18 protein-coding genes are annotated in these 26,160 nt (G+C 44.0%); 12 read left to right on the top strand and 6 right to left on the bottom strand.

Annotation, left to right across the window (positions count from 1 at the left end; all coding sequences use genetic code 11):
- Positions 1-63 precede the first annotated feature (63 nt).
- The gene (locus B2866_RS03460; protein ID WP_296190862.1) at positions 64-1,422 is read right to left on the bottom strand and encodes a GNAT family N-acetyltransferase; all 1,359 of its coding nucleotides are present in this window, start codon (positions 1,420-1,422) and stop codon (positions 64-66) included.
- A 904-nt stretch (positions 1,423-2,326) separates the two neighbouring features.
- Here B2866_RS03460 and B2866_RS03455 point away from each other — a divergent pair.
- Both B2866_RS03455 and B2866_RS03450 read left to right on the top strand, forming a co-directional pair.
- Entirely contained in the window at positions 2,327-4,549 is a 2,223-nt protein-coding gene (locus tag B2866_RS03455) for an NADP-dependent isocitrate dehydrogenase (RefSeq protein WP_296190744.1), read from the top strand.
- Positions 4,550-4,905: 356 nt separating this feature from the next.
- Positions 4,906-5,439, top strand: a complete 534-nt coding sequence (locus B2866_RS03450) for a potassium channel family protein (RefSeq protein ID WP_296190743.1) — start codon at positions 4,906-4,908, stop codon at positions 5,437-5,439.
- 113 nt (positions 5,440-5,552) lie between these two features.
- On the opposite strand, the gene icd is transcribed toward B2866_RS03450, so the two are convergent.
- Positions 5,553-6,812, bottom strand: coding sequence for an NADP-dependent isocitrate dehydrogenase (gene icd / locus B2866_RS03445; protein WP_296190742.1), 1,260 nt, complete (start codon positions 6,810-6,812; stop codon positions 5,553-5,555).
- A 544-nt stretch (positions 6,813-7,356) separates the two neighbouring features.
- Between icd and B2866_RS03440 the strand changes: the two genes are divergently transcribed.
- Both B2866_RS03440 and copM read left to right on the top strand, forming a co-directional pair.
- A complete protein-coding gene (locus tag B2866_RS03440) occupies positions 7,357-7,983 on the top strand; it encodes a pseudouridine synthase (protein ID WP_296190741.1) in 627 nt (208 codons plus the stop codon).
- A 266-nt stretch (positions 7,984-8,249) separates the two neighbouring features.
- Positions 8,250-9,092, top strand: coding sequence for a CopM family metallochaperone (copM, locus tag B2866_RS03435; protein WP_296190740.1), 843 nt, complete (start codon positions 8,250-8,252; stop codon positions 9,090-9,092).
- 96 nt (positions 9,093-9,188) lie between these two features.
- On the opposite strand, the gene B2866_RS03430 is transcribed toward copM, so the two are convergent.
- Positions 9,189-11,225, bottom strand: a complete 2,037-nt coding sequence (locus B2866_RS03430) for a M61 family metallopeptidase (protein WP_296190739.1) — start codon at positions 11,223-11,225, stop codon at positions 9,189-9,191.
- A gap of 326 nt (positions 11,226-11,551) precedes the next feature.
- Between B2866_RS03430 and B2866_RS03425 the strand changes: the two genes are divergently transcribed.
- A complete protein-coding gene (locus tag B2866_RS03425) occupies positions 11,552-12,037 on the top strand; it encodes an FKBP-type peptidyl-prolyl cis-trans isomerase (protein ID WP_296190738.1) in 486 nt (161 codons plus the stop codon).
- A 465-nt stretch (positions 12,038-12,502) separates the two neighbouring features.
- On the opposite strand, the gene B2866_RS03420 is transcribed toward B2866_RS03425, so the two are convergent.
- Positions 12,503-14,713, bottom strand: a complete 2,211-nt coding sequence (locus tag B2866_RS03420) for a carboxy terminal-processing peptidase (RefSeq protein ID WP_296190737.1) — start codon at positions 14,711-14,713, stop codon at positions 12,503-12,505.
- Positions 14,714-15,266: 553 nt separating this feature from the next.
- On the opposite strand from B2866_RS03420, the gene nagZ reads away from it, so the two are divergent.
- Positions 15,267-16,337 carry a beta-N-acetylhexosaminidase gene (gene nagZ, locus B2866_RS03415; RefSeq protein ID WP_296190734.1) on the top strand — a complete coding sequence of 357 codons (1,071 nt, stop codon included), beginning with the start codon at positions 15,267-15,269 and terminating at the stop codon, positions 16,335-16,337.
- A 132-nt stretch (positions 16,338-16,469) separates the two neighbouring features.
- On the opposite strand, the gene B2866_RS03410 is transcribed toward nagZ, so the two are convergent.
- Together B2866_RS03410 and B2866_RS03405 are read right to left on the bottom strand one after the other, a co-directional pair.
- Positions 16,470-18,185: an OmpA family protein gene (locus tag B2866_RS03410; RefSeq protein ID WP_296190733.1), complete on the bottom strand. Its 1,716-nt coding sequence runs from the start codon at positions 18,183-18,185 to the stop codon at positions 16,470-16,472.
- Between the two features lie 436 nt (positions 18,186-18,621).
- Positions 18,622-20,250 carry a hypothetical protein gene (locus B2866_RS03405; protein ID WP_296190732.1) on the bottom strand — a complete coding sequence of 543 codons (1,629 nt, stop codon included), beginning with the start codon at positions 20,248-20,250 and terminating at the stop codon, positions 18,622-18,624.
- Between the two features lie 536 nt (positions 20,251-20,786).
- On the opposite strand from B2866_RS03405, the gene B2866_RS03400 reads away from it, so the two are divergent.
- The 6 genes from B2866_RS03400 (at position 20,787) to B2866_RS03375 (ending at position 26,126) form a co-directional block, all read left to right on the top strand.
- Positions 20,787-21,395 carry a rhomboid family intramembrane serine protease gene (locus B2866_RS03400; protein WP_068406432.1) on the top strand — a complete coding sequence of 203 codons (609 nt, stop codon included), beginning with the start codon at positions 20,787-20,789 and terminating at the stop codon, positions 21,393-21,395.
- A 130-nt stretch (positions 21,396-21,525) separates the two neighbouring features.
- A complete protein-coding gene (locus B2866_RS03395; protein ID WP_296190731.1) occupies positions 21,526-22,482 on the top strand; it encodes a metallophosphoesterase in 957 nt (318 codons plus the stop codon).
- Between the two features lie 119 nt (positions 22,483-22,601).
- Entirely contained in the window at positions 22,602-23,180 is a 579-nt protein-coding gene (gene purE, locus B2866_RS03390) for a 5-(carboxyamino)imidazole ribonucleotide mutase (protein WP_191691903.1), read from the top strand.
- 219 nt (positions 23,181-23,399) lie between these two features.
- Positions 23,400-24,746, top strand: a complete 1,347-nt coding sequence (locus B2866_RS03385; protein ID WP_296190724.1) for a 5-(carboxyamino)imidazole ribonucleotide synthase — start codon at positions 23,400-23,402, stop codon at positions 24,744-24,746.
- Positions 24,746-25,195 carry a YaiI/YqxD family protein gene (locus B2866_RS03380; RefSeq protein WP_144297416.1) on the top strand — a complete coding sequence of 150 codons (450 nt, stop codon included), beginning with the start codon at positions 24,746-24,748 and terminating at the stop codon, positions 25,193-25,195. Before B2866_RS03385 ends, B2866_RS03380 begins: the two co-directional genes overlap by 1 nt.
- A 292-nt stretch (positions 25,196-25,487) precedes the next feature.
- The gene (locus B2866_RS03375) at positions 25,488-26,126 is read left to right on the top strand and encodes an NAD(P)H-binding protein (RefSeq protein WP_296190721.1); all 639 of its coding nucleotides are present in this window, start codon (positions 25,488-25,490) and stop codon (positions 26,124-26,126) included.
- Positions 26,127-26,160: the final 34 nt, after the last annotated feature.

Below are 26,160 nucleotides of genomic sequence, written 5' to 3'. Positions count from 1 at the left end.
AAGTTATTAAATGAGAAGTTGCCAAGCAGGACGTGGTAAATCACATATTAATCAGTGATACCATTAATCAGGACTATCGAACGTCGGCATATTATCAATATTAAAGGGCAATGCTGCAAAGGCTTGCTTGCGATATTGCGCCATATGCATGCGGTCTTTTACGCAAAAATTACTAATCGCCGGAACAAAACGCCCATCGTAAATACGGTGCAACGAGTGAGTTTTGGTCGGAACAAAACCACGAATTAATTTATGCTCACCTTGGGTGCCGGGGTCAAAATACGTCAAACCTTGCTCAATCGCAAACTCGATGCCTTGATAATAACACAGCTCAAAATGCAGGCTATCATACTCAGCGAGTGCGCCCCAATAACGACCATAAAGCGTGGCGTTTTGGTTATTGGGTTTATCATAAAAGAACAAACTGCTAGCGATAATTTCACCATTGGTATCAAGCGCTTGCGCCAGCATCAAATGCTCAGGCATGCTAGCAGCCAGTCTTTTAAAGAAATCTAGCGTGAGATAAGGCTGCTGCCCACGTACCGCGTATGTCATCACATAACAATGATAAAACGTCTGCCAATCTTCTGCAGTGATAGCATCCCCGCATTTACGCTGGCAGGTGATGCCCTGCTCGGCAACTTTACGCCGCTCAGCACGCACGGTTTTGCGTTTTTTGGCTCTAAAGGTTGCCAAAAATGCCTCAAAGTCGGCAAATTGTTTATTGTTTTGACTGACATTTTTATTTTGCCATAAAAACTGGCAGCCCTGCCGCTCAAGTATCGGCAGCTCAATCGGTTCTACCGTACCGCTATTTTTTTGATTATTAAGCGCCATTTCTATATCGATATCAGTCGGCATTGCTGTATTGGCAACAGCCGCCATCTCAGATGTCACAAACAAACCATGCCAGCTAGAGGCCTCTACTTGCTGCGCGATATCATCAACCCCTGCGATAGCTGTTTTTAAAATATCTGCATGTAGCGCCTCACCTGCTGCTAGCCACAGACGCTGGCCAGTCACCGGTGTATAAGGCGCACTGGTCACCAAACGCGGATAATAATCAAGACCATACTGCGCATAAGCTTGTGCCCACGCATGATCAAAGACAAACTCGCCTTGATGATGCCCTTTAATAAAAACTGGCATGACGGCAATCGGTTGTCCTATTGGTTCTGAAGTAAGCATTGGCTGCGCAGCATTACTTTTATCATCATTCGCATTATTATCAATAACGCCATCTGTCTCATTTGGTCGATGGATTAAGACATAAATCGGCAACCAACCTGCTTGCTCACCAATTGCGCCCGTCTCGCTCAGTGCTTGCCAAAACTCAAATGTCATAAAAGGCGTATCTGGCGTTTGCCAACGCGCCATATCCTGCCAGCTATTATCACTGAGTAACGCATATTGTAAATTCATCATCACCACACTATTTTTTAGAATTTATTCTTAAGCTCGTTTATTTTTATCGTCTAGCCTAGCAAATATCAGCGCTTTTGCTGTCACAATTTGCAAAAAACCAGAAATTATCTAGCGCTAAAATACTTTTATGAAGAAGGGTTATAAACAAAGGCGCATAAAAATGCCATACGGACAGATTACTAAGTCTTTTATTGATGGGGCGTAGGATTGAGTGTTGCTAGCGTTAGTATGTTAAAAACAGATACTCTAAAAGAAGCTAATTTAAAAACATATAATTTGAAGTATCTAGACTATTTCAACGTCAATAAGCGCATCATTTCACAAACAAGCATACAAAGATGAAAAATGGCACTAAAAGCGCGCTAATTACACGCAAAAGATGATATTGAGGGCGAGGACTGGTAGAATAAGGCTATTATTAGCTTAATATAATTCAGATACATAGGATATGAGCGAAAATAGTATACTTAGTTCAATATACAACATTGACATCATATCAGATTTATAGTGGATCAACTATAATATAGCGTCAGCCATTCACGCTCAGAGCATTGTGAATGATGAGTATTGAGTCGTTGGTTAGCATAACTTTTTAACAACGCTCTTTTGATTGTGACCTTTTATAATGTTTTATAATGACCCTTTATAAGATAGCGCTTGATAAAGCGCACTTTTAATAAAGACAAATAAGCTTGATAAACGCAAATGGCGGCCGACGAAATACTTTTCTCACCGTTATATCCGCTCAAGAATGGCGCTAACAGACGACTGATGTATTTGGACCTCGATTGAACTCGAACCAACCCCGTAGACCATTATTGTATAAGGGCTGTATAGAGCTATTAAATGATATCGCAGCCTTATTAACCTCATTAATGACAACAAGGAAAAACCTACTAACATGTCAAAAATTATTTATACAAAAACTGACGAAGCCCCAGCGCTTGCCACCTTATCCTTTTTGCCGATTGTAAAAGCATTTGCCCAAACAGCAGGCATCGACGTTGAAACCAGTGATATCTCGGTTGCAGCGCGCGTATTGGCCGAATTTCCAGAATACTTAACCGAAGAGCAGCGCGTTCCTAATAACTTAGCGGCGCTTGGTAAATTGACTCAAGACCCAAACGCCAACATCATCAAACTACCAAATATCAGTGCCTCTGTACAGCAGCTTAAAGCGGCTATCAAAGAGTTACAAGGCAAGGGCTATGCGATTCCTGACTTCCCAGATGAGCCAAAAACGGAAGAAGAAGAAGAAATCCGTCGCCGTTATGGCAAAAGCTTAGGCAGCTCGGTCAACCCTGTATTACGTGAAGGTAACTCAGACCGCCGCGCGCCAAAAGCGGTGAAAAACTACGCGCGTAAACACCCGCACTCGATGGGCGAATGGAAACAATGGTCACAGACCCACGTTTCGCACATGCATAGCGGCGACTTTTATGACGGCGAGCAATCGATGACCTTGGATAAAGCGCGTACCGTGCGTATGGAGCTATTGCTCGAAGACGGTACGACCAAGGTGCTAAAGCCAAAGATTGCTTTGCTAGATAAAGAAGTCATCGACTTGATGTTTATGAGCAAAAAAGCGCTACTTGAGTTTTATGAGCGTGAAATGGAAGATTGCCGCGAAGCCGGTATTTTATTCTCATTACACGTAAAAGCCACCATGATGAAGGTGTCACACCCTATCGTCTTCGGTCACGCGGTGCGCATTTATTATAAAGACGCCTTCCAAAAGCATGGCGCGTTATTTGATGAGCTAGGTATTAACGTCAATAACGGTATGGCAAGCTTGTACGAAAAAATCACCGAATTGCCAGCCAGCTTACGTGAAGAGATTGAGCGCGATCTCCATGCCTGCCAAGTGCATCGTCCGCGTCTAGCGATGGTTGACTCTTCAAAAGGTATCACCAACTTCCATTCTCCAAGCGACGTGATTGTCGATGCTTCAATGCCTGCGATGATTCGTAACGGTGGTAAAATGTGGGGCGCTGATGGCAAATTATATGACTGTAAAGCGGTCATGCCTGAATCGACCTTTGCGCGTATTTACCAAGAAATGATTAATTTCTGTAAGTGGCATGGCAACTTTGACCCAACCACCATGGGTACGGTACCAAACGTTGGTTTGATGGCGCAAAAAGCCGAAGAGTACGGCTCGCACGACAAAACCTTTGAATCTAGCGACAATGGTATCGCGCGTATTGTTGACATTGACTCAGGTGAAGTCTTACTTGAGCAACGTGTTGAAAAAGGCGACATCTGGCGCATGTGTCAGGTTAAAGATGAACCAATCCAAGATTGGGTGAAGCTTGCAGTACGCCGTGCACGCGAATCAAATACGCCGGTTATTTTCTGGCTTGACCCTTACCGTCCGCATGAAAACGAGCTGATTAAAAAAGTACAAATGTACTTAAAAGATCATGACACCAACGGTCTGCATATCGAAATCATGTCACAAGTTCGCGCCATGCGTTACACCCTAGAGCGCGTTGCCCGTGGTTTAGATACGATTTCTGCCACTGGTAATATTTTGCGTGATTATCTGACTGACTTGTTCCCGATTTTAGAATTGGGCACCAGTGCGAAAATGCTGTCAGTTGTGCCATTAATGAAAGGCGGCGGTTTGTTTGAAACAGGTGCTGGCGGTTCAGCACCGAAGCACGTACAGCAGCTGATCGAAGAAAACCATCTACGTTGGGATTCTCTCGGTGAGTTCCTAGCCTTGACCGAATCCTTAGAGCATTTGGCCAAAAACGATGACAATGCCAAAGCGAAAGTATTGGCGGACGCCCTTGATAGAGCAACTGAAACGCTACTGTTAAATGACAAGTCGCCATCACGTAAAACAGGCGAGCTTGATAACCGTGGTAGTCATTTCTATCTGGCAAAATATTGGGCGGAAGAGCTTGCAGCACAAGATGAGAATAGCGAGCTAAAAGCTCAGTTTGCGCCGCTGGCTCAAAAACTTGAAGACAATGAAGCCGCTATCGTTGAGCAGCTGAATGAAGTTCAAGGTAAATCGATGGATCTAAAAGGCTACTACTTAGCAGATGAAGCTTTGGCTGAAAAAGCCATGCGCCCAAGTCCGTTATTTAACGAAGCCATTGCTTCATTGTCATAAATGCTTGGTTGCAAATAAAACCCAAGCTGGCTGAACAAGTCTTGTTAACGTCCGTTTAAAACAAATGCCCCAATAGTCCTAGGCTATTGGGGCGTTTTTATGGGTTCTTTGTGGCTTGAGGCATTTAAGTGCAAGCATCTATCGTCAAGGAATTTTAAAATAGCTACAAGGCAATCTACCGCAGATAGTACGCTGAGTACATCTAGGGCGAGCAACACCGTAGCGGTTTAAAAGTACTCCGACTATACATCAATGTCGTATATAAAGCGCCCTACTACGATGGTTAAATGGCGACCATGTTAAAATTATTGTTAAGTTATCACTAAAAATAATATTAAGCGTTTGGATGACACCTTATGATGCTAGAAAAAATAACAACGGCTAGAGGTACTCTTTTTATTTATATCCTAACTGGCAGTTTATGGTATTTACTGACGCATTTTTTACCGGACAATAGCTGGCGCGATATATTTACTATCAGCCTTGCTTTCTTATTTTGCGGTATTTTTATGTGGTCGCTTTTTAGCACCTTGCAGCGTATCTATGGCGATGATGGCAATTTATGGAAAGAGCTTGCGATGACAACGCTCAACGTCTTTTTATTTTTGCTGACCTTCTCCGCCCTTTATTACGAAGTGGGCATCGTCGACACCACACTCGATGGCAATCCCATTTCGCAAGATTTTTGGGCGTGCTGCTATTATGCCGTCGTCACTTTTACCTCAACAGGCTATGGCGATTTTCGGCCACAAGGCATCACTCGGGTGTTTGCAAGCTTACAGGCGTTGATTGGCTACTTGGTGCTCGGTTTAATGGCCTCAACCAGCTTATCGGTGGTCAAATGGACGGCAAGTGGTAGCGGTAAAAATCGTGGTAAAAATGACAGCTAAATTTATCATTCAATACTCAGTATAAAACTCATAAGCACAAAAAAACCATCTATAAAAATATAGATGGTTTATTATTTGCGCTATAAATTATAAAATAACCTGCTATAAAGCGCTTAGGCATCCATATGCTTAATGATTGCTTTACCAAACTCGGAGCTACTGAGCAAAATAGCATCTGGCATCAAACGCTCAAAGTCATAAGTGACGGTTTTATTTTTAATCGCGCCTTTGATACCTTCGATAACAAGGTCAGCCGCTTCTATCCAACCCATATCACGCAGCATCATCTCCGCCGATAAAATTAACGAACCTGGATTGACTTTATCCTGACCGGCATATTTAGGCGCTGTGCCGTGAGTGGCTTCATAAACAGCGATTGAGCCGCCTTTATTGGCACCCGGCGCGATACCAATACCGCCAACTTCAGCAGCAAGCGCATCAGAGATATAATCACCGTTTAAGTTTAAGGTTGCAACAACTGAATATTCAGCAGGGCGCATCAAAATTTGCTGCAGAAAAGCATCGGCGATGACGTCTTTAATAATAATATCATTACCGGTTTTTGGGTTTTTCATCGTCATCCAAGGCCCACCATCGAGTAATTCAGCACCAAAACGCTCAGCGGCAAGCTCATAGCCCCATTCTTTAAACGCGCCTTCGGTAAATTTCATGATATTACCTTTGTGTACAAGAGTGACACTCGGTAAGTCATTATCGATAGCATGCTGGATGGCTTTACGTACCAAGCGCTGCGAGCCTTCTTTTGATACAGGCTTGATGCCGATACCGCAGTCATCTGAGAAACGGATTTTGGTCACGCCCATCTCTTCCTTTAGGAATTTAATGACTTTCTTGGCGTCATCACTGCCCGCTTTCCACTCGATACCCGCATAGATATCTTCTGAGTTTTCGCGGAAAATCACCATATCGGTTAGCTCTGGGCTGTGTACAGGGCTTGGCACGCCCTCAAACCAGCGCACCGGACGCTGACAAACGTATAAATCAAGCTCTTGACGTAGCGCGACGTTTAATGAGCGCATACCGCCGCCAACTGGCGTGGTCAGAGGCCCTTTAATACTGACGACATACTCGCGCAAAATCTCCAGCGTTTCGGTCGGCATGTATTCGCCGTCATAGATTTTAGAAGCTTTTTCGCCACAATAAACCTCCATCCAAACGATCGATTTTTTGCCTTTATAGGCTTTTGATACGGCGGCATCGACCACTTTAATCATCACCGGCGTGATATCAACACCAATGCCATCGCCTTCGATAAAGGGAATAATCGGATGATTGGGGACGTTTAGTGACAAATCAGCGTTGACGGTTATTTTTGCGCCGTCTCTTGGGACGATAACTTTATCATAGGGCATGGGGTCAAACTCCTTGGTTATATTTATATATGGTTGCGCCAGCATCCTTGGCATTCTGTTATGCTAGCTAAAATATTTTGGCTTTAAAATGGCATTATGCTAGCGAGTTACGTATTAATAATTTACGTAAAATGCCGATACGCCAATAGGTTTAAAAGTATGTTAGATAATCATTTTAAAAATCATATTTTTTGCCATTATTTTTATGACTAAAGCGCTAAAGTTGCGTGAAGCAAAAATAATCATTTTCATGATTTCTATCAGATGAATGATATAAAAATATCATCATTTACCTTAAATAGTGTACTAACATAAAAGCATGACTGATAATTTTTCTTTTGCATACGTCAATTTTACCAATCAATATTATAAATACCACAATATAAACAAGGTTATTTAACATCTCGTTTATTGTTATCAGTAGGCACGCTTCGCCGAGTTATTTTTTAGCAACAATCCGTTTTTTACTTTTGAGTAAAATCGTCTTAGAATGCCGTGCGCACAGCCGGTTAGCAATTATTTTATTTTTGGGAAATGCCATTTTATGTCGACCTCTAGCCTAGTTTTATTCAACAAACCTTACGGCGTACAAAGTCAATTTCGTGATGACAGCAACAATGACCACACTACTCTATCGCAGTACTTCACTGACAAATCGCTGCGCGTTGCTGGTCGACTTGATGCAACCTCAGAAGGCTTGTTGATTTTGACCAGTGATGGACGGGTAAATAAAGCCATTACCCAACCACCATCAGCCAAGAACTTCGCCCAAAACAAGCAAAAACAAGGGAAGACTTATTTGGTACAAGTCGAAGGTTTGGTAAGCGCGGCTCAACTAGAGCAATTGGCGGCGGGAGTACATTTAAAAGACGGCAAAACCTTGCCAGCAGTTGCACGACTGGTCGAGGAAGGCGATTTGCCGATTGACTTATGGCAACGCGATCCGCCCATTCGCGAGCGTAAAAACGTGCCGACCTCATGGCTTATGTTGACCATTTATGAAGGCAAAAATCGCCAAGTAAGACGCATGGCCGCTCATGTGGGCTTGCCTTGCTTGCGTCTGATTCGTTGGTCGGTGGCAGGATTTGAGCTTGGTTCGCTTGGCGTTGGTGAGTTTGTACGTATTCATTTAAATAGTGAGCGCTGTCGGCAGTTAGGGATTGTCGATTAGATTAGATTAGATTAGATTAGCGTGGCAAATTAAACCTTATCCGCTTATATGAGCCAATTTTGTTTTTATTGAAATATTACGACTTATTAAACGGCGCGTCTCGAACGCGTAAGGTTTATCTGTTAAGATGCAAAACTGCGCTGACTTGCCAACCTTGCCGTATTTTCGCGTTTTATATCGGTTTAAATTTGGCCATTATTTATCTTGTTTTCTGTCTTATTTTTCGTTGAGCCTGTTTCCTGTTTTTTTGATAGTAAGGATATATCATGATTGCCTCTCGTCATTTTGCTTTGTTTGCTACCAGTGTGGCTACTGCCCTGCTGCTAAGCGCTTGCCAGCCAGCAACTGAGGATAACGAGGTTATGCCAATAGAAGAGGCCACTCAAGCCAGCAGTGAACCGGCGGCAACGGCTCCCGAGGATGCCCATGCTGGGCACGACATGGCTGCCAATGCTGTTACGGTAAACGCTGAAAAAATGTCAGATATGCTGAAAGACTATACCAAGTCAATGACCAGTATGCACAATGAGATGATGGTTGGTATGGGTTATAACGATCCTGATACCGCCTTTGCCAAAGGCATGCTCGGGCATCATCGCGGCGCGGTCGATATGGCGAAAATCGAGCTAAAGTACGGCACTGATGAAACCATGCGTAAACTTGCGCAAGACATCATCGACTCACAGCAGCTTGAAATTGATATTATCAATAAATGGCTCGCAAGCCACCCCGATGCGCCCAAACCAAAACCCAATACCGAAGCCATGCAAGAAGCGTATGCAAAAGGAATGAATACCATGCACAGCGATATGATGCTCGGTATTGCTGAGCCTGTCGCTGATATGGCATTTGCGCGCGGTATGCTGGCGCATCATATCGGCGCGGTAGATATGGCAAAAGTACAACTTCAGTACGGTGCCGATGAGGAGATGCGCAAATTGGCACAAGACATTATCAATGCTCAGCAGCCTGAGATTGAGTTGATGCAAAGCTGGATTGCGGCAAATAAATCTCCTAATACCGCGATTACAGACTCCGATGAAGCCGTTATTAATGATGAAGAAAACAATAAAGAAGCGATCAAAGAAACCACTAAAGCTGCAAGTTAAACACCTATAAACTCTTAACTATTATTTATACCACGCTGAATATTAAACATATAAACCCTTGCTAAGCTGCGTACTTAGCAAGGGTTTTTAATGTCTTCACGCTTTATTATTTATCTCTTCACTTTGATGGCGTGCTAGCGCATTTAGCCATGTATCTTCAGTATTGGCGTACCCGACAGAATCGCCATCGTCTTCGCAGTCAATAGCTGCCCTTGCTAAGCGTAAGCTGATGCTATGCGGGAATGCTGTTTCATTATAGTCATACGTATCATTATCCACCAAGTCAGCTTTAAGCAAAACCTCAACTACTATTAGCTCATCACGGCGAAATAAATGACATTGCACAGGGCGCGTGGCAGTGCTAAGCGTTGCTAATTGCTTAGTGTCTGCTTTAATCCCATCGATTGCAATGATGACATCATGCGCTGAAATACCCGCTTTGGCGGCAGCGCTGTCACGGTTGACGCGATTAACTTTTAATCCCAGCGGTGTCTCACTACAACGCATGCCCCACGGTATGTTTTTATCTGCCGTCTCTTTGGTGTTGGTATGAATCTTAATACCATTTTCTGTAAGCAGCGTCTCAAGCGGCAGCTCCTCAACGCCATTGACATAACGGCGCTCAAACTCTTCCCAATCTGCTAATGGCATAAACTGCCCGATAACTGCACCCATATCGGCACTGCTAATGCCGATGCGCTTATTATCCTTTTGCTTTGCTTTGCTATAAAAGGCTTTAACCACATCAAACAAACGATAACGACCAGCACTTTTTGCCAGTAACGTTAAATCTAAGCATAATGCCACCAACGCGCCTTTATTATAGTAGCTGATACCTGCATTGCCGGTGTTTTCATCGTTGCGATACAGCTTAATCCAAGCGTCAAAGCTCGACTCAGCAACGCTTTGATGCGCACGTCCTGGGGTTTGGTAGTAACGATTGATTTGTTCGGCGAGTAATTTAAGATAGCTTGCTTTATCGATGACGCCTGACGCCTGCAACATAAAATCATCGATATAAGAGGTAAAACCTTCAAACACCCATAGCAATGGCGTAAAGGCTTCGCGGCGTAAATCGACGTTTAGCATCACATCTGGACGCACGGTTTTGACCCACCATGCATGGAAGTATTCATGGCTGCATAAGCCCAAAAAGCGCTGATAGTCGCTACTTGGCACTTTTGGCTCATCCATACTAGGCAAATCGCGGCGCGGGGTAATCAAACTGGTCGAGTTGATATGCTCAAGCCCGCCATAATCCTGCCCACTGGCAAAGGTCATAAAGGTGTAATCGTTAAAGGGCGCATCGCCAAGCCAATCTAGATAAGTTTGACAGATTTGAGTGACATCTTGCTGCAAGCGTCCCATGTTAGCGTTATGGCTACCTGAAAGATAAAAATGATGGCTCAGTGTCTGATGGCTATCATCTTGAATAATAAAATCAAAGCTATCTTGTTCGGCAATCTCAAACGGATGATCGATAAGTTCGTGATAGCTGTCTGCTTGTAGATGGTATATTTGCGGCTTATCACTCCTTATTTGGGTCGCACTTTGTGATTGCACGGCCTCAAGTCCACAGGCCAAGCGCACACGGCTAGCGTCTTTATCCGCTAAAAACGCAGCTGGCACGATTAAACCAACTTCTACCCCTTGTTGCTCTTGCCCATCAATTGCTAATGCAAGCGAGGTAAAATTGCCATACAAACGCTGCTGGTCGACATACGCCGTACGCACCGATAAATCATAACAATACACTTCATAAAGGACGCGTATGCGTTGCCCTGCCAGCGCCTCTGGCAACTGCCATGTATTTTTATCGGTTTTTTGCGCGCGGTACGTGTTTGTTTTTTTATCACTGTCCGTGAGTTGACTATCTAATGTTTGATTTTTTAGAGTTTGGCTATCTAAAATCTCATAATGCACCGCGGTGATATTACGGGCAAATTCACGCATTAAATAGCTACCTGGTATCCATGCTGGCAACCATAGACTTGGCGCGTCAGTATCGGCGGTAAAAGTCAGCGCGACATTGACCAAATGCTCCAAAAACCGCGCAAAGTCGAATTGGTAAAAGACATGAGCGGTTGGCTGATTTAAATTATTAATCGGAGAGGCTTGAGAAGATGAATTCATAATCGTTGTTATCCTTATGTTTATGACTATGGTAGGAGTCATGATGCAAAAACGCAACCGGCAAACTTTAACCTCCACCTTTACTAACCGCCAAAACTGAGAAAATCATATTTATTTACATTAATTCGCCGAATAATTACTATTTTTTCGGATTTTAACCTTGAAACCAATGGCAGGCATCGCAATTAAAGATGCTAACTGCTAAAGTTACCCTAATAAACTGATGATAATTAACTAATGACGTGGCTATTTGGCTGGCTGATTGGCTTTTTTAGGTTTATTGCAACCGTATTTAAATTTTAATATCGACATATTTAGGATAATTTATGACTACTATCGCAAAAGACACTGCCGTCAAGTTCAACTACACGCTAAAAGACGACGAAGGCAATATCCTTGACCAGTCTCCAGAAGGTCAACCGCTTGCTTATTTGCATGGCCATAGCAACATCATCCCAGGTCTTGAGAAACAACTAGAAGGCAAATCTGCTGGCGAAAGAGTCAATGCCGTCGTAGAGCCTGCTGATGGTTACGGTGAATACCAAGAACAAGCGGTACAACATGTACCACGCGAAAACTTTCAAGGTGTTGATGATATCCAGCCTGGTATGCAATTCCAGTCAGAAGCTGGCGGTCAAGTGATGTTAGTGACTGTGACTGACGTAAACGACAAAGAAGTGACGGTTGATGCAAACCATCCATTGGCTGGTAAGCGTTTGACCTTTGACGTTGAGATTCAAGAAGTACGCGCAGCGACTGAAGACGAACTAAACCACGGCCATATCCATGGCGCTGGTGGCGTTGAGCACTAATCTCTTTTTGAGTTTGGCGTAACCTGCTTAGACGAATAGTTATTTATTAATGAGTTATTGATAATAGTATTATCGTCTAACTAAAAAGGTCAGTAGAGCAATCTATTGACCTTTTCTTTGGATAAACTTTAGGAATTGCAGACGTAACAAAGCCGCATAACGACAAGCATTATGCGGCTTTTATCACCAACCATCCATGTTAATGTTATCAGATACTTAATCCCGGAGCATCTTATAACGTTCAGGCATCCAGCCTTATCTTCCCTAATCAGCAAACCACCTATCCCTGATGCGACCTTTACGATACCAATCCCTAGTATCTATGAACCTTTTCGTTCAATCGTGCCGTACAGTTATAATCGCAGATTGGCGCAAGGTTAGTAAGAGGTCTAAACGTCAATGCGTGTAAGCATATGCTTACACGCATTTTTATTGCGATAATGACTGTTCAACAGTTGAATTTCTTTATAACTTCTCTTCTGGGCTGGCTTGCACCTTTGCATCAGCGCTAAGCATAATATAAGCAGCTTCTTTAATGAACGCTTCATCCTCCGGTAGCTCAGGACGCTCACTTTCTTTCATCTGACTGCGCTCTTCAAATTTTGCATCCATGGCAGCTTGATAAGTATTCCAGTTGGCATAAGGACGCTCGCCCGTTGCAATCAGACGTTTATTTTCCGCTTCCAATGAGCGTTTTTCTATCAGCTGCATTTTGGCGCGGCGACTATTGATATCAAGAGGAATCGGTTTTTTCTCATCTTCCATATTACGAATATCATTTAGCGTTGACAGATACACAAAGTGCGGGTTTTGCTGCTGACGAATTTTTGATTGCTGATTTAGCGTTGCTAAGGTATTGGCAGAAAATTTACCTTCTGGCTTATAAGGCGCGGTTTTAATCGTATCCCACGGTAAGGCTTTTTTCTGCGCGCGCTCGCCAAAGGTTGCATCATCGTAGATATTAACCAATTCAACATCAGGGACCACGCCTTTGTTTTGCGTACTGCCACCAGTGATGCGGTAGAACTTACGCTGCGTGAGCGTTGCTGTGCCTAAAGCTAGGCTGTCTAGCTGTATTTGCGCCGAGCCCTTACCGGTCGTTGTGCTACCGACAACGAGGCCACGGCCATAATCCTGAATCGCGGCGGCAAAGATTTCACTGGCAGAGGCAGAGGCTAAATTGGTGATAACGACTACTTTGCCGTTATAAAGCTGCTCGCCGCCATCGTCATCGCGGTAGACTTGAATATTGCCGCGATTGTCGCGAATCTGCACCAATGGGCCACTCTTGATAAAGAAACCAAGCATCTTGGCGACCTCATCGAGCGAGCCGCCTGGGTTATTACGTAAATCAACCACCAGACCGTCGATATTTTCTTTATTCAGCGCTTTAAGCGCTTTTTCGGTATCGTCACTGACGCTCCTGTACTCTTCGCCATTGCGGCGCGCGCGATAGTTGAGATAAAAACTTGGTATCTCAAGCACACCGATACGTTTGGGCGTTTTATCGATATTGGGACGCTGCACTTCGACGACACGCTGTTTTACGCCCGACTCTTCTTGCTGAATAATATCGCGTACCACCGTCACATTACGGGCGCTGGCATCAGGCGTATTTGGTTGGCGCACCTTGATGGTCACCGAGGTGCCACGTTTACCACGAATCAAACCGACGATTTCACGCGTTGACCAGCCGACCACATCAACCATATTCTCGCCGTCTTTGGCAATGCCAATAATCAAATCATTGGGCTTAATCTGCCCCGATTTCGCCGCCGGACCACCATCTACCAAGGTGACAATGCGGGTATAATCAGGATTTTTGCGGTCAGGACGAATCGAAACCCCGATGCCTTCTAATTGCAGACTCGATTGAATTTGTAGCTCATTGGCTTGAATCGGCGCATAATAATTACTGTGCGGATCATAAGTGAGCATCGCCGTATTTAAGATGGTTTCCATGATTTCATCATCTTTTAGACGGGCAAGCTGCTCTTGCTGACGTGACAAACGATTGAGCAAAATCTCACTTGGCGTGCGCTCATCATTACGCAACAAGTCTTGGCCGCGCGTAATATCAGGATTGCTTAAAAAGACTTTCTCTTTCGCCTTCTCGTCTTCTTGGCCTAAGGTAATACTCATCAGCTGAAACTTCAGCTGACGCGTCCAATAGTCGCGCTGCTCTTTTTTGGTTTTAAAATGACTGAGCTTTTCGCGGTCAAGGACAATACTATCTTTACTGGTCAAATCCATCTTGGTTTTAAGCAGTTGTTTTGATAGGGTAAAATATTCATTAGAGCGCTGACGGTAACGCTCAAAAATCGCGACCCCAGCCGATAGGTCGCCACGTTTTAAACGCGCGGCAAATTCGTCGGCATATTTTTTCTTAAATTCATCGACATCAGATTGCAAAAACAAGGTATGGTTTGGATCGAGACTGTCAATATACATGGACAAAATCTCGCTACCCATGTCGCTATCGAGCGGCTGATTGAGATAATGGCTACGATCCAGCAAGGCGGCTACTTGGCGGGTGGTAACCTGTTGCTCAGGGGTGGCTTTAAAGCCTGCTGTATTGCTATCGGCCACTGCGGTGCTATAGCTTTGAGTAAGGATAAGACCAGCGACGCCCACTGACGCTGCACTGAGTAACCACTGTGCTGGTTGTTTTTTCATCGTATATACCTAATTATTTTAAGTTAAAAGTATGCTGAGTTGTTATTACCAATAAAGGTTATTTAATAGACTATGAGCCAAAAGATGTCGTGCTTTTTCACCCTATTATATTTACCATTAAACCATAGGTTACGCTAGCATTAAAAGCAGGCAAATATGGGATGTTTATCTTAGGATAGATCCTTATTTTCATTGTTAAAAATCAATCAATAATAGCATAGCTATAAATACACCACTGTCTCAATCTGTATAAACAATCTTACACGCGGTCTGGCTATTTTGTAGCGCATCCATTGGTGCATTTGGTTATAAGCGTGAATCATCTCGTTTAAACTTATCATTTAAACCTAATTTATTTAAGCCAAGCAAACCGCTATTATGTGCATCTTGCAATCACTGGCATAATATAAGGTAAATGTAAGTAGCGACAAACCATCCGCAACAGAAAGATTATCTATAAGGAAAAACCATCTCATCTCTAAGCTCTGTCTCGATTTGACTTATAATGTAGTGAAATGAGAAAACAACCCTCTAGCCTGATAAGGATCACGCAATGTACGGCGTTTTAATGATTGATATCGATAGTATCGCACTGACTGCTGAAGATGTCAGTTTAATCAAACAAGCACAGGTGGGCGGGGTGATATTATTCGCCCGCAATGTGGCAGATGCGGCGCAAGTGCGAGCCTTGTGTGACGATATCCGCCAGCACAATGCCGACTTATTGATTGGCGTCGATCAAGAAGGCGGCCGCGTTGCTAGATTACGTCAAGGTTTTACGCCATTACCAGCGATGGGTAGACTTGGCGATCTATTTGACCAAGACCCTAGCCGCGCTCTAAGCCTTGCTTACGACTGCGGTTATTTGATGGCAACAGAAGTATTGGCGGTCGGCATTGATTTGAGCTTTGCGCCGGTGCTCGATAGAGGCGGTATCAGCCAAGTGATCGGCGATCGCAGTTTTCATCAAAACCCACAAGCCATTATCGCTTTAGCAAGCCAGTTTATGCGCGGTATGAAAGCGGCGGGTATGGCAACCACCGGTAAGCACTTCCCCGGTCATGGAGCCGTCGCGCCTGACTCGCATGTGGCAGAAGCAATCGATACACGTAGTTTAGATGAGATTATTAATAGCGACATGCAGCCGTTTGCGCAGACGTTGCCTTGGCTTGATGCCTTAATGCCGGCGCATGTGATTTTCTCACAAGTCGATAATAAACCCGCTGGATTTTCAAAAATTTGGCTCAAAGACATCATTCGCAAGCAGCTGAATTTTAATGGGGTTTTATTTTCTGATGATTTATCGATGGCAGGCGCACAAGCAGCAGGTGATGTCAGCGCCCGCGTCAAAGCTGCGATTGAGGCAGGCTGCGATATTGCTCTTGTCTGTAATGATCGCGTTGCTGCTCACGAAGCCGCCAAAGCAGCCCAAGAGCTACCCTATCCTGACCAAAAGCGTATCAAAGCCATGCGCGGGCAAATACCTGTTTGGCAGGGCGACCTTGAATCAACGTGCCAGCAGTTTGCTTATTGGCAACAAGCAAAGGGAAATATCTTACAAGCATTTTTTATGAATCAAATAGAAGCGCCTACTGAGTCAAAAGATCCAACCGCTTATAAATAATTCATGTAACCAAACCAGCTTTATTCCAGTTTTATTTAATGCAACAAAAAACCGCACCTTAAACATAAGATGCGGTCTTTTTAATATTAATACTAGCTATCGATAGACAACTATAAGTAATTAGAATTCTTATTAATTACTGGCTTTTGGGTCTAAAGCAGTACCACGGCTCGCATCATCAGCGTCCGGTAAAATGTCATCATTATTACGGTCTAATGGATTTAAGTCTGGATCAATTGGTCTACTATTTGATGTTGGTATTGAGCTTTTAGGTGCCGGTAAATTGTTCCCTGTCCGGTCATCACTGTCAGGCATCAAATCATCATTATTACTATCTAATGGATTTAAGTCTGGATCGAGCGCACCGTTACTAATCGCCACGCCATCGTTAGTCATTGCTGTTTCATCATATACCACAAACTCGATACGGCGGTTACGGAAACGACCTTGCTCTGTGGCATTATCAGCGATTGGATCGGTCTCACCCATACCTTTGGTCATTAGCTTGGTTGGATCCGCACCTTGGGCGACCAGATAATCTTTCATCGATTGCGCGCGCTCTTGTGACAACTGCATATTATAAGCGGCATCGGCGGTTTTGTCGGTATGACCAATAATTAACAGTTTCATATCTGGCACTTGCTGCATAATCTTAACAGCATTGTCCAATAATGGCTTGTTGGCTTCTGGAATAACAGCTTTATCTACTTCAAAGTTTACTACTTGCAGACTCAGGGCGCGAGCCACATCACGAGGATCTGGGTCTTGACCGAGGTTCTGCATCGCCGCTTGCGATGCTGCTAAGCTGCGATCAATCTCGCTTCGCTCATTGAGCGGACCCTCTGCTTGTACCGTCATAGCTGGCGCTGCGGCTTGTAAATCAGCAACCAATTTATCTAATGCTGCCGCATCTGGCGCATTCACGGTAATGGTATCGCCTTGAATCAGCATACTGGCATTTGGTACGTTTTTGACGATAGGCAAAATAGAAGAAAGCTGAGCGGCAGCTGGCATATCTATCGAGAAGTAATCATCGACATCAGCGCGGCAATTATTGGCCTCATCACCAAACGTCGCCGTCAACGCGTCCATCACGTTGCCTTGTAGCGTCTCGTTACCAACGTTCATACGGCACGCGTATAACTCACTGTTTTCACCAGTCGCAATACGTAATGAAGCTGGCTGTATATCGGCTGCAACCACTGTTTGTCCGTCATTGGCAGCTTGTTGCTCAGTGGCAACTGGCGTACCGACTGGCTCAGGATTGTCTTGGCAACCTCTGAGCAGCGCCCACGCCAATGCCCCTAAGATAATCAAACCGATAATTGGTAGCAGCGCTTTCATAAAGCTGCCTTTTTCTTCCTCTTCACGGCGAATAGGCGCAGTACTGACCGTATCAGACACCCGAGCACCAGCTGGCGCGGCAACCATACCTGCAGGCAGAACAGCACTCGCCCATGCTGGAATATGGTGCTGATAGCTGGCAAGGTTGTCATTTAAAAACTGTGGGACAGGGGTGGTCCCTGCCAAACTTTTTATCTCGTGATAAGCCAATGGAGCGGCCATCGCAATCAAACCACGTGCTGCGGTGGCATCAACGTTATGTTTACCGGCAAGCTCACGGGCAATTTGGTCGCGGTGGGCGCCATCAGTCCATACGCGATCATAAAACCCTTGGTCATCACGGGCGATATTTTCATTAGCAAAACGCGTATAAGTCGTATTATCCGCTAGGCGTGCGGCAAAAATAGCATAAAATTGTTCAAGTAAATTCTGTTTAGCGGGATTGCGATCATCGCCTAATACTGCAGGGCTAACCGTCCGCGTTAAGTGACTGATAATATCCATAATGTCATTCCTTAATAAATTGTTATTTTGAATAATTCTTTTGCACCAAACTACATTCTCAAAAAACTAAAAAATTAATAGTACTGATATTTCTTAATACTCATATTTAATAAAAAAATCAATTAACAAAAATGGCTTAATAAATATCAGCACTATTTATCTATATTCAACTTTTGTTATTATAAAAGTATTAAGGCGCTATTCACAATCGACGGGCTGTTGTGCAATTGCTACGTTAAGTAATGTTTCAGTTGTGACACGTAACTACGAGCTCTTTACAGTACAAATTAATAACATATTAATTATATTTTCAAGTGGCGCTATGTCTACTTAGCTAAAAATAAAAAAGGAGCGCAGTCAGTGATTGTGCCTGCCCTCCTTTTAGCCAACTACTTTTGGTGCATTCTTTCCTATGTGTTTTATATTTTAAGCTTATCTATCTGACTTGCGCAGGCTCGGCCACGATAACGCTGCTTGCCATATCGTCTACTTCCGATTCTGAAAAAGGTCCCGGTGGCCGCGTCGATGCGGGACGGTCATTACTTCTAGGTTCATTACTTCTAGGTTCGTTAGCTCTAGGCGGATTATTAAAGTCGCTATTGCGTGCTGGTGCAGGTGTCACGCTATCACCGGTAACGTCATCAGAAGCTTGATAGTCGTTATTGTTATTTATATTATTAATGCCAGTGTACTGGTCATTTATGCTGCTTCCATCTTGGGCAAACTGATTGTTTGCATCATTCATCGCCATATTATCGGCGCCTATACCGTTTTCTGCATTATTGGGCAGTGGTAGCGGCGCGGTACTATCTACCATCATTGTTGGTGCCAGAGCACGGATATCAGTGGCCAATCTTTGTAGCTGCATACCATCTGGCGCTTCTATCATCATACGGTCATTTTGCAATTGTAAGCGAGCAAATGGTGCCGCTCTTAATAAAGTCAAAATATTGGGTAGCGCTTCGATAGGCATATTGGCAATATTGTTAGCCACGCCTTCTTGTACCGTAAACTGACATATACCTGCCTGCTTGCCAAAGCTACTATTAAGCGCTTGTTGCAGCGTACTTTGGAGCGCGGCGTCACCGACGGAGGCGCTACAGGTGTATAAATTACCGTTATTATCCACGCCAACGATAAGTGAAACCGGCGTTAATACCTGCGCGGGCGGCTCGGCGACAGGCGTTATGACAGCAGGCGCAGTGGCCACTGGTTCTACATGCGGGGCGTCATTAGGCTTAATTAAAAATGCCCATACCAGTCCAATCGCTGCGATGGCGGCAAATAGTAAAAATACCCGTATTAATAAGTCATTACGTTGGTTACGGGTTCGTACTTTTTCGCGCTTTAAACTGCTGTTTTCAGCTAAGTAATGCTCAGCAGGATTGGCATGAATGGCACTCGTCTCTAGACTGTTATCAAAGCTTTCACTAGCAAGCTCTGTTACCACGTGTTGTTGTTTTATCAGGTTCGCAGAAGACCTTACCACACCTGCTTCAGTAGCATTCTTATCTAATAAAACAGGGCTCACTTCTGTAGCAGCGTCGACTATGGCGTTTTGGTAATCAAACAATTCATCAGGGTTATCTTGTGCGACGGTAATGAGCGGTGCCGCCCATATTGGCAGGTAATGGCGCAATGATGGCTGCTCAGTTTGTAAAAACGCCGGTAAAAACTGCCCATTGGCCATGACTTTAAGCTCACGGTAAGCCAGTGGCGCCGCATTCATAATAAGTTTTGTAGTAGTCAGCTCATCAATATGGTGGGTCGCTGCAAGCTCTTCGATAATAGTGCGGCGCGCGCTTGGGGCTTGCCATAACTGCTCAAATAATGGTGTCTCTACTATATTGTCATTGGCAATCGGCTCATCATCACGTAGCAATTGCGAATAAATTTGCGGCAATGCCAAACGCGCCACCAATATGGCATAAAACTGCTCTAATAAGCTGACATAAGACACGCGGCCGTTATCAATATGATGGTCATCGATAACCTGTTCATTATTAATCTGGCTACCTAAGACAGCGGGCGTTACTATCTGCTCTAATTGGTCAATGATATTCATAAGGTATAGCCTTTGTCGGCGTTGATTTAAGATACGGCATAGCGATTTCTTTTTTGACTTCATTTTTATAGGCTGTAGACTGTAGCACGTCCATAAAAATACGCCCTTAACAGGTCAGCATTCAGTTAGTACTTAATCAGTACTTAGTCAGTACTTGGTAAGCAATGTTGGCATATAAATTGCCTATCAATCCTAACCCTGTATCAGCGTTTAAATGACTATAAAACTGCATAAACATATCTGTGTATACTCATTTTTTGATTACTGTTTATTCTGTCGTTAAACGTTACGGTCAGTATACGAAGCATTACTTAGTTGCCTGTTACGCTGTTATATTATTCAATATAAACGATTATTAAAGCATAATTTTGTCGTCTATTGGTTTTTTGCCTTAGCATCACTGTTATTACTGTTGGTGTGAGCTTTAGCTATTTTTCAGCACCCATATTTAGTTATTTTTTATCCAACTTATCTGGTCTTTAAGCACTACGCTCTATAACACTGCCCTCTATCAGGCTCGGCCTAAGGACTCTCCTTTGTTCAACCACACGACGCTTATTATCATTATTACGGTTATTGTCAGTTTATTGGCGTGGCAAAATAAAACCCTATTTAATCGGCTGATTTTTTATCCGCCGGCGGTAAATAACGGTCAATGGGACCGCTTTGTGACCCACGGCTTTATTCATGCCGATGCGATGCACTTGCTGTTTAATATGTTCACTCTGTACTTTTTTGGCCGGGCTATCGAAGGCTTATATCAGCCATTCTTATTCGGTTACGGTTTCGTGGTTTTTTATGTACTGGCTATCGTAATCGCCATGGTGCCAAGCTATCTTAAAAATAAAAAAAGTGCCAGTTATTTGAGCCTTGGTGCTTCAGGCGGTGTATCAGCAGTGCTATTTGCATTTATTTTACTAGCACCGTGGGAAAAGATTTACTTATTTGCCATTATTCCTATTCCAGCGATAGTGTTTGCAGTCGCTTACGTCGCTTATAGTATTTATGCCGATAAACGCGGCGGCTCCAATATCAATCATATGGCGCATATGTGGGGCGGCGCGTTTGGGGTGATTGCGACAATTATTTTAGAACCTCGCGTCTTGCCGCACTTTTTGAATGCGCTATTATCTCCTGGGCTGTAGAATGTTTAATGAAATCAAGTGGTGAAAGTCGAAGCTTGGTTTATAAATGAATTTTAAGTAGTTAAGCAGTTGGCGATGTTTTTTAGTAATTTTATTTTGAACAAAATATTTAAGAATTTAATAAATAATTATGATTATAGATATTATTGGCGATATTCACGGTTATGCAGACAAATTGGTTGGGCTGCTAAAACAGTTGGGCTATGTGCATAATGGCCGCCACTTTGTACCGCCATCGGGGCATCGGGCCCTCTTTATTGGTGACTTGATTGACCGAGGTTCGCAGCAGGTAGCCACTCTTGAAATTGTTTTTGCGATGCTAGATGCAGGCGTGGCCGATGCGGTGATGGGCAATCATGAATACAATGCTTTGGCTTTTGCAATGCTTGATCCAAAGCAGCCCGAGTGCTATTTACGCTCGCATAGCGATGTACACGTACGCCAACATGAAGCGTTTTTAGCCGAAGTGCCCTTTGGCTCAGAAGCGCATCAATACTGGCTGCAGCGCTTTTATGAAATACCGCTTTGGCTTGAGACCGATTATGCCTGCTTTGTCCACGCTTGCTGGGATGTCGATAGCATGGCGGTATTAAAACCTTTGCTCACTGCTGATAACTGCTTGACCCCTGAAGCGGTCATTGCCACCTCACAAAAACATAGCCCCGCCTATGATGCGCTTGAGCGTGTGTTAAAAGGCGTGGAAACAGCGTTGCCTGAAGGTTTGGTCATGGTTGATAAAGACGGGGCAGAGCGCTCACAAGTACGCGTGCGTTGGTGGCTTGATGAGCTCAATAAGCGCACTATTCATGAGATAGCTCGGGCGCCGAGCTCAGGGTTGGCGCAGATTCCAAACGATGCCATGGCAGAGAACATTGAATTTGCCCTTAAAACGCATAAACCCGTGTTTGTTGGGCATTATTGGCTCACTGGCAATCCTGAACCATTGAGCCATCAAGTGGTTTGCACCGATTATTCAGCAGCCATAGATAGCGGTTATATGACCTGTTATCAGCTTGATACTGAACAGCCATTACCATTGAAAGCCAGTAACTTTGTGCAATATCGCCATGATGAAGGCCCATTGTAAATCTATAAAATCGCGACATAAAAAACTGCTATTTAGCCGGCCTTGTCATTAAACGACAAACTTGGCTTTACGAAGGCAGCAAAACTTTTGTATGATGGTCTTTTTGAGGATATCAAAGCATGAGCACCACCTCCGCTACTGTGAACCCTACTACACAAAACGCTGCTATTGAGCAAAACGGTCCTATTACCTCCCCTGCTGGTCAACCAAAAGTTGGCATTATCATGGGCTCGCAGTCGGATTGGGCGACCATGAGTGCAGCGGCGCAGTTGCTTGCTGACTTTGATATTGCTTTTGAATGTGAAGTAGTGTCAGCGCACCGTACCCCAGATAGATTGTTCGACTATGCCAAAAGCGCCAAAGGTAACGGCTTGCAGGTAATTATCGCTGGGGCTGGCGGCGCCGCGCATCTGCCCGGTATGTGTGCCAGTCAAACGCCGCTGCCTGTGTTTGGTGTCCCTGTTAAATCCTCCATGCTTAGCGGTTGGGATAGCCTACTCTCTATTGTACAAATGCCAAAAGGCGTGGCTGTTGGCACCTTAGCCATTGGCACTGCTGGCGCCTATAACGCCGCCCTTCTTGCCATTCAGGTGCTTGCCTTGCATGATGAGTCACTTGCTACTAAGCTTGATAACATGCGTCAAGCGCAAACAGAAACCATTCTTGCAAGTCCAACGCCTGGTATTATTAATCAATAAAGTAAGTAAAGTGAGTTAAGCTTTTAACAAAAAATGCTATTATCCATACTCTTGCTAGCAATATTTTATACTTACCATGCGCTAAACTTGATATTTATAACCAAATGAGTTTTACTAAAGATAAGGTGCATACGGTGCACCTTTTCCTATTTCTAACCTTAACTTTTAGCTAATCCCTTACTAAAAACCCTTATTCATTTTAAATGTAAAGAGCCTGCCATGACTACCGCCAATGCTTATCCTGTTACCCAAACCATCCGTACCATCGGTATTTTAGGCGGCGGTCAGCTTGGTATGATGCTCGCCCAAGCTGCCCTGCCGCTCGGTCATCAGTGCGTGTTTTTAGAAGACAACGCCGACTGCCCTGCCAGCCTTTACGGAAAAGTTTTTTCTAGCGAGCAATTAGATGAATTTATCGCCGCAGCTGACGTTTTTACTTTAGAGTTTGAAAACACGCCAACGGCGACTGTCGAGCAGTTAGCGCATCTATCAAAATCAGGCAGCAAACAAGGCATGTTCCCGCCACCGATTGCTCTTGATATCGCTCAAGATCGCTTAAAAGAAAAAGGCATGTTTAATGAGCTTGAGATCGCCACTGTGCCATTTATGGCGGTCAACTCTGAAACGGAATTAAAGCAAGCTTGCGACAAGCTAGGACTACCGATTGTGCTCAAAACCAGCCGCGGCGGTTATGATGGTAAAGGTCAGTTTGTCATTAGAGAAGACAGCGATATTAAAATCGCTTGGCATGAGCTGAAAGACGCGGTTAGCGGTAAAGGCGCGCTAACGCCAACGCCTGCACCCCTCATCGCAGAAGGCTTTATCAACTTTAGCCGTGAAGTGTCTATCATTGCCGTACGCGCGCAAAATGGTCAGGTGCGCTGCTATGATTTGGTCGAAAATCACCATCATCATGGTATTTTAGCCAAAACCCGTGCCCCAGCCGTTGGTACTAGCCATTTATTTCAGCAAGCAACCGACGCTATTAGCACGGTGATGAATCACTTAGGTTATGTCGGTGTGATGGCGCTTGAGCTGTTTGTAAGTAAAGATGCTCGCGGTAACGATTATCTACTGGCCAATGAGATTGCCCCGCGTGTCCATAACTCTGGACATTGGAGTATCGAAGGCGCGATTACCAGTCAATTTGAAAACCATATCCGCGCGGTGGTCAATCTGCCCTTAGGCGATACCGACAACGTTCATCCAGCGATTATGCTTAACGTGTTGGGTCAGTATCCTGATATCCGCGCGGTGCTCGATATCGATGGCGCCCATTATCATAGCTACCACAAGGCTGAGCGCGAAGACCGTAAAATTGCACATATTACCTTGATGCCAAATGACGTGGCGGATTTAGAACCTGCTCTAGCCAAACTGGTTGCCGTCTTGCCAAATAAAGTGGGGCTTGATAAAAAACTTGCGCCAACCATGACCGACAAGCAAACAAGTACGTTAGAGGAAGCAAGCCATACGAAACCTAACAGCACTTTAGAAGATAATGAAAATGAAGTCAAAGGTAGCCAAACAGAGGCATCATTAAAGACCGGCAAGGCTGAGAAATAATGCAGATTTGGGTAGATGCCGATTCGGTGCCACTGATTGCCAAAGACTTAATCATCAAAACGGCTGAACGTACTCAAACGATGGCGATATTTGTCGCTAATCAGCCGATTAAATTGCGCAAATCACCACTGCTTGTCATGACCGTGGTGCCATCAGGATTTGATAAAGCCGATGATTATATCGTCGAGCAAATCCAGCCAGGTGATTTGGCCATTACCAGCGATATTCCCTTGGCCAATGACATTTTGGATAAGGGCGGTATGGTTTTGACCACGCGCGGTGTGGTTTATGATAAAAACAATATCAAGCAAAAGCTCAATATGCGCGACTTTATGGATACCATGCGCGGTACAGGCGTGCTTGAACTGCAAGAAATGAGTGGGCAGAAACCTTACGGTGACCGTGACAAAAAAGCCTTTGCCGACGGTCTTAATCGCTTGGTGCGTTAATTGGTGCGGTCATTTCTTTTATTTATCAATTTGAAAGCCCTACTTTTTAAAACTTCTTAAAAAATTTCTTATCTCTATGAATAGCAACCTTCACAAATTCCAGTCTTGCAAACCCTATACACTCCATAACCAAACACTATGCAAACGGCACGCTTCATAACGAAGTGTGCTCATCATTATTGTTACCCTATAGGCAACTTTTAAAACGATCAGTTTTAAACAACTGCTTTTAAATAACAAGTTTTAAAGTAAAGATAATGCATATAAAACTCATATAACAATAGGAATGACGATGAAAATTTTAGTGATTGGCGCTAGCGGTCGAGTGGGTACAGATTTGGTTAAGCAGCTATTAGCGGACAACCATCAAGTGATTGGCACGACCCGTCAAGATGAAAAATTATTCAGTGATGACCATTATAGTCAGTTAGATTTAGATATTACTGCTGAAAAAGACGCCATTCAACAGCAAATTGAACCGGATATCGATGCGGTTTATTTTGTTGCTGGTTCTGGTGGGAAAGATGTCTTAGAAGTCGATTTGCATGGCGCAGTTAAAACCATGCAGGCAACAGAAGATAAAGGTATCAAACGCTATATAATGCTAAGCACGGTATTTTCTTTAAATACCAGCAAATGGAACCAGCCTGGTATTGCCGATTTAAAAGAATACTATATCTGTAAACATTACGCCGATCACTGGTTGGTTGAAAATAGCAGTCTTGATTACACCATTGTACAAGCAGGTGCGCTAAAAGAACGCGCTGGTACGGGTAAAATCATTATTAATGATGACAATGCGGGCGAAAACGCTATTGAAGATGTAGCTACGACGTTAGCAGCGGTACTTAATGCTGACAATACGATTAAAAAAGTCTTTAGCATGCATAATGGTGAGACCGCCATCGATGCAGCGCTGGCTAAACTTTAGTAAATAAAAGCTATAATAAATAATATGTAGCTTT

It is taken from the genome of Psychrobacter sp. UBA3483 (assembly GCF_002377905.1).
Lineage (GTDB): Bacteria > Pseudomonadota > Gammaproteobacteria > Pseudomonadales > Moraxellaceae > Psychrobacter.
Note: the sequence above shows the minus strand (reverse complement) of the source record. Positions and strands in the feature narration are given on the sequence as shown.

What these genes read in the sequence shown, in the direction of transcription:
- B2866_RS03460 (WP_296190862.1), bottom strand. Translation starts at nt 1,422, where the DNA reads ATGAATTTACAATATGCGTTACTCAGTGATAATAGCTGGCAGGATATG.
- B2866_RS03455 (WP_296190744.1), top strand. Translation starts at nt 2,327, where the DNA reads ATGTCAAAAATTATTTATACAAAAACTGACGAAGCCCCAGCGCTTGCC.
- B2866_RS03450 (WP_296190743.1), top strand. Translation starts at nt 4,906, where the DNA reads ATGATGCTAGAAAAAATAACAACGGCTAGAGGTACTCTTTTTATTTAT.
- icd (WP_296190742.1), bottom strand. Translation starts at nt 6,812, where the DNA reads ATGCCCTATGATAAAGTTATCGTCCCAAGAGACGGCGCAAAAATAACC.
- B2866_RS03440 (WP_296190741.1), top strand. Translation starts at nt 7,357, where the DNA reads ATGTCGACCTCTAGCCTAGTTTTATTCAACAAACCTTACGGCGTACAA.
- copM (WP_296190740.1), top strand. Translation starts at nt 8,250, where the DNA reads ATGATTGCCTCTCGTCATTTTGCTTTGTTTGCTACCAGTGTGGCTACT.
- B2866_RS03430 (WP_296190739.1), bottom strand. Translation starts at nt 11,225, where the DNA reads ATGAATTCATCTTCTCAAGCCTCTCCGATTAATAATTTAAATCAGCCA.
- B2866_RS03425 (WP_296190738.1), top strand. Translation starts at nt 11,552, where the DNA reads ATGACTACTATCGCAAAAGACACTGCCGTCAAGTTCAACTACACGCTA.
- B2866_RS03420 (WP_296190737.1), bottom strand. Translation starts at nt 14,713, where the DNA reads ATGAAAAAACAACCAGCACAGTGGTTACTCAGTGCAGCGTCAGTGGGC.
- nagZ (WP_296190734.1), top strand. Translation starts at nt 15,267, where the DNA reads ATGTACGGCGTTTTAATGATTGATATCGATAGTATCGCACTGACTGCT.
- B2866_RS03410 (WP_296190733.1), bottom strand. Translation starts at nt 18,185, where the DNA reads ATGGATATTATCAGTCACTTAACGCGGACGGTTAGCCCTGCAGTATTA.
- B2866_RS03405 (WP_296190732.1), bottom strand. Translation starts at nt 20,250, where the DNA reads ATGAATATCATTGACCAATTAGAGCAGATAGTAACGCCCGCTGTCTTA.
- B2866_RS03395 (WP_296190731.1), top strand. Translation starts at nt 21,526, where the DNA reads ATGATTATAGATATTATTGGCGATATTCACGGTTATGCAGACAAATTG.
- purE (WP_191691903.1), top strand. Translation starts at nt 22,602, where the DNA reads ATGAGCACCACCTCCGCTACTGTGAACCCTACTACACAAAACGCTGCT.
- B2866_RS03385 (WP_296190724.1), top strand. Translation starts at nt 23,400, where the DNA reads ATGACTACCGCCAATGCTTATCCTGTTACCCAAACCATCCGTACCATC.
- B2866_RS03380 (WP_144297416.1), top strand. Translation starts at nt 24,746, where the DNA reads ATGCAGATTTGGGTAGATGCCGATTCGGTGCCACTGATTGCCAAAGAC.
- B2866_RS03375 (WP_296190721.1), top strand. Translation starts at nt 25,488, where the DNA reads ATGAAAATTTTAGTGATTGGCGCTAGCGGTCGAGTGGGTACAGATTTG.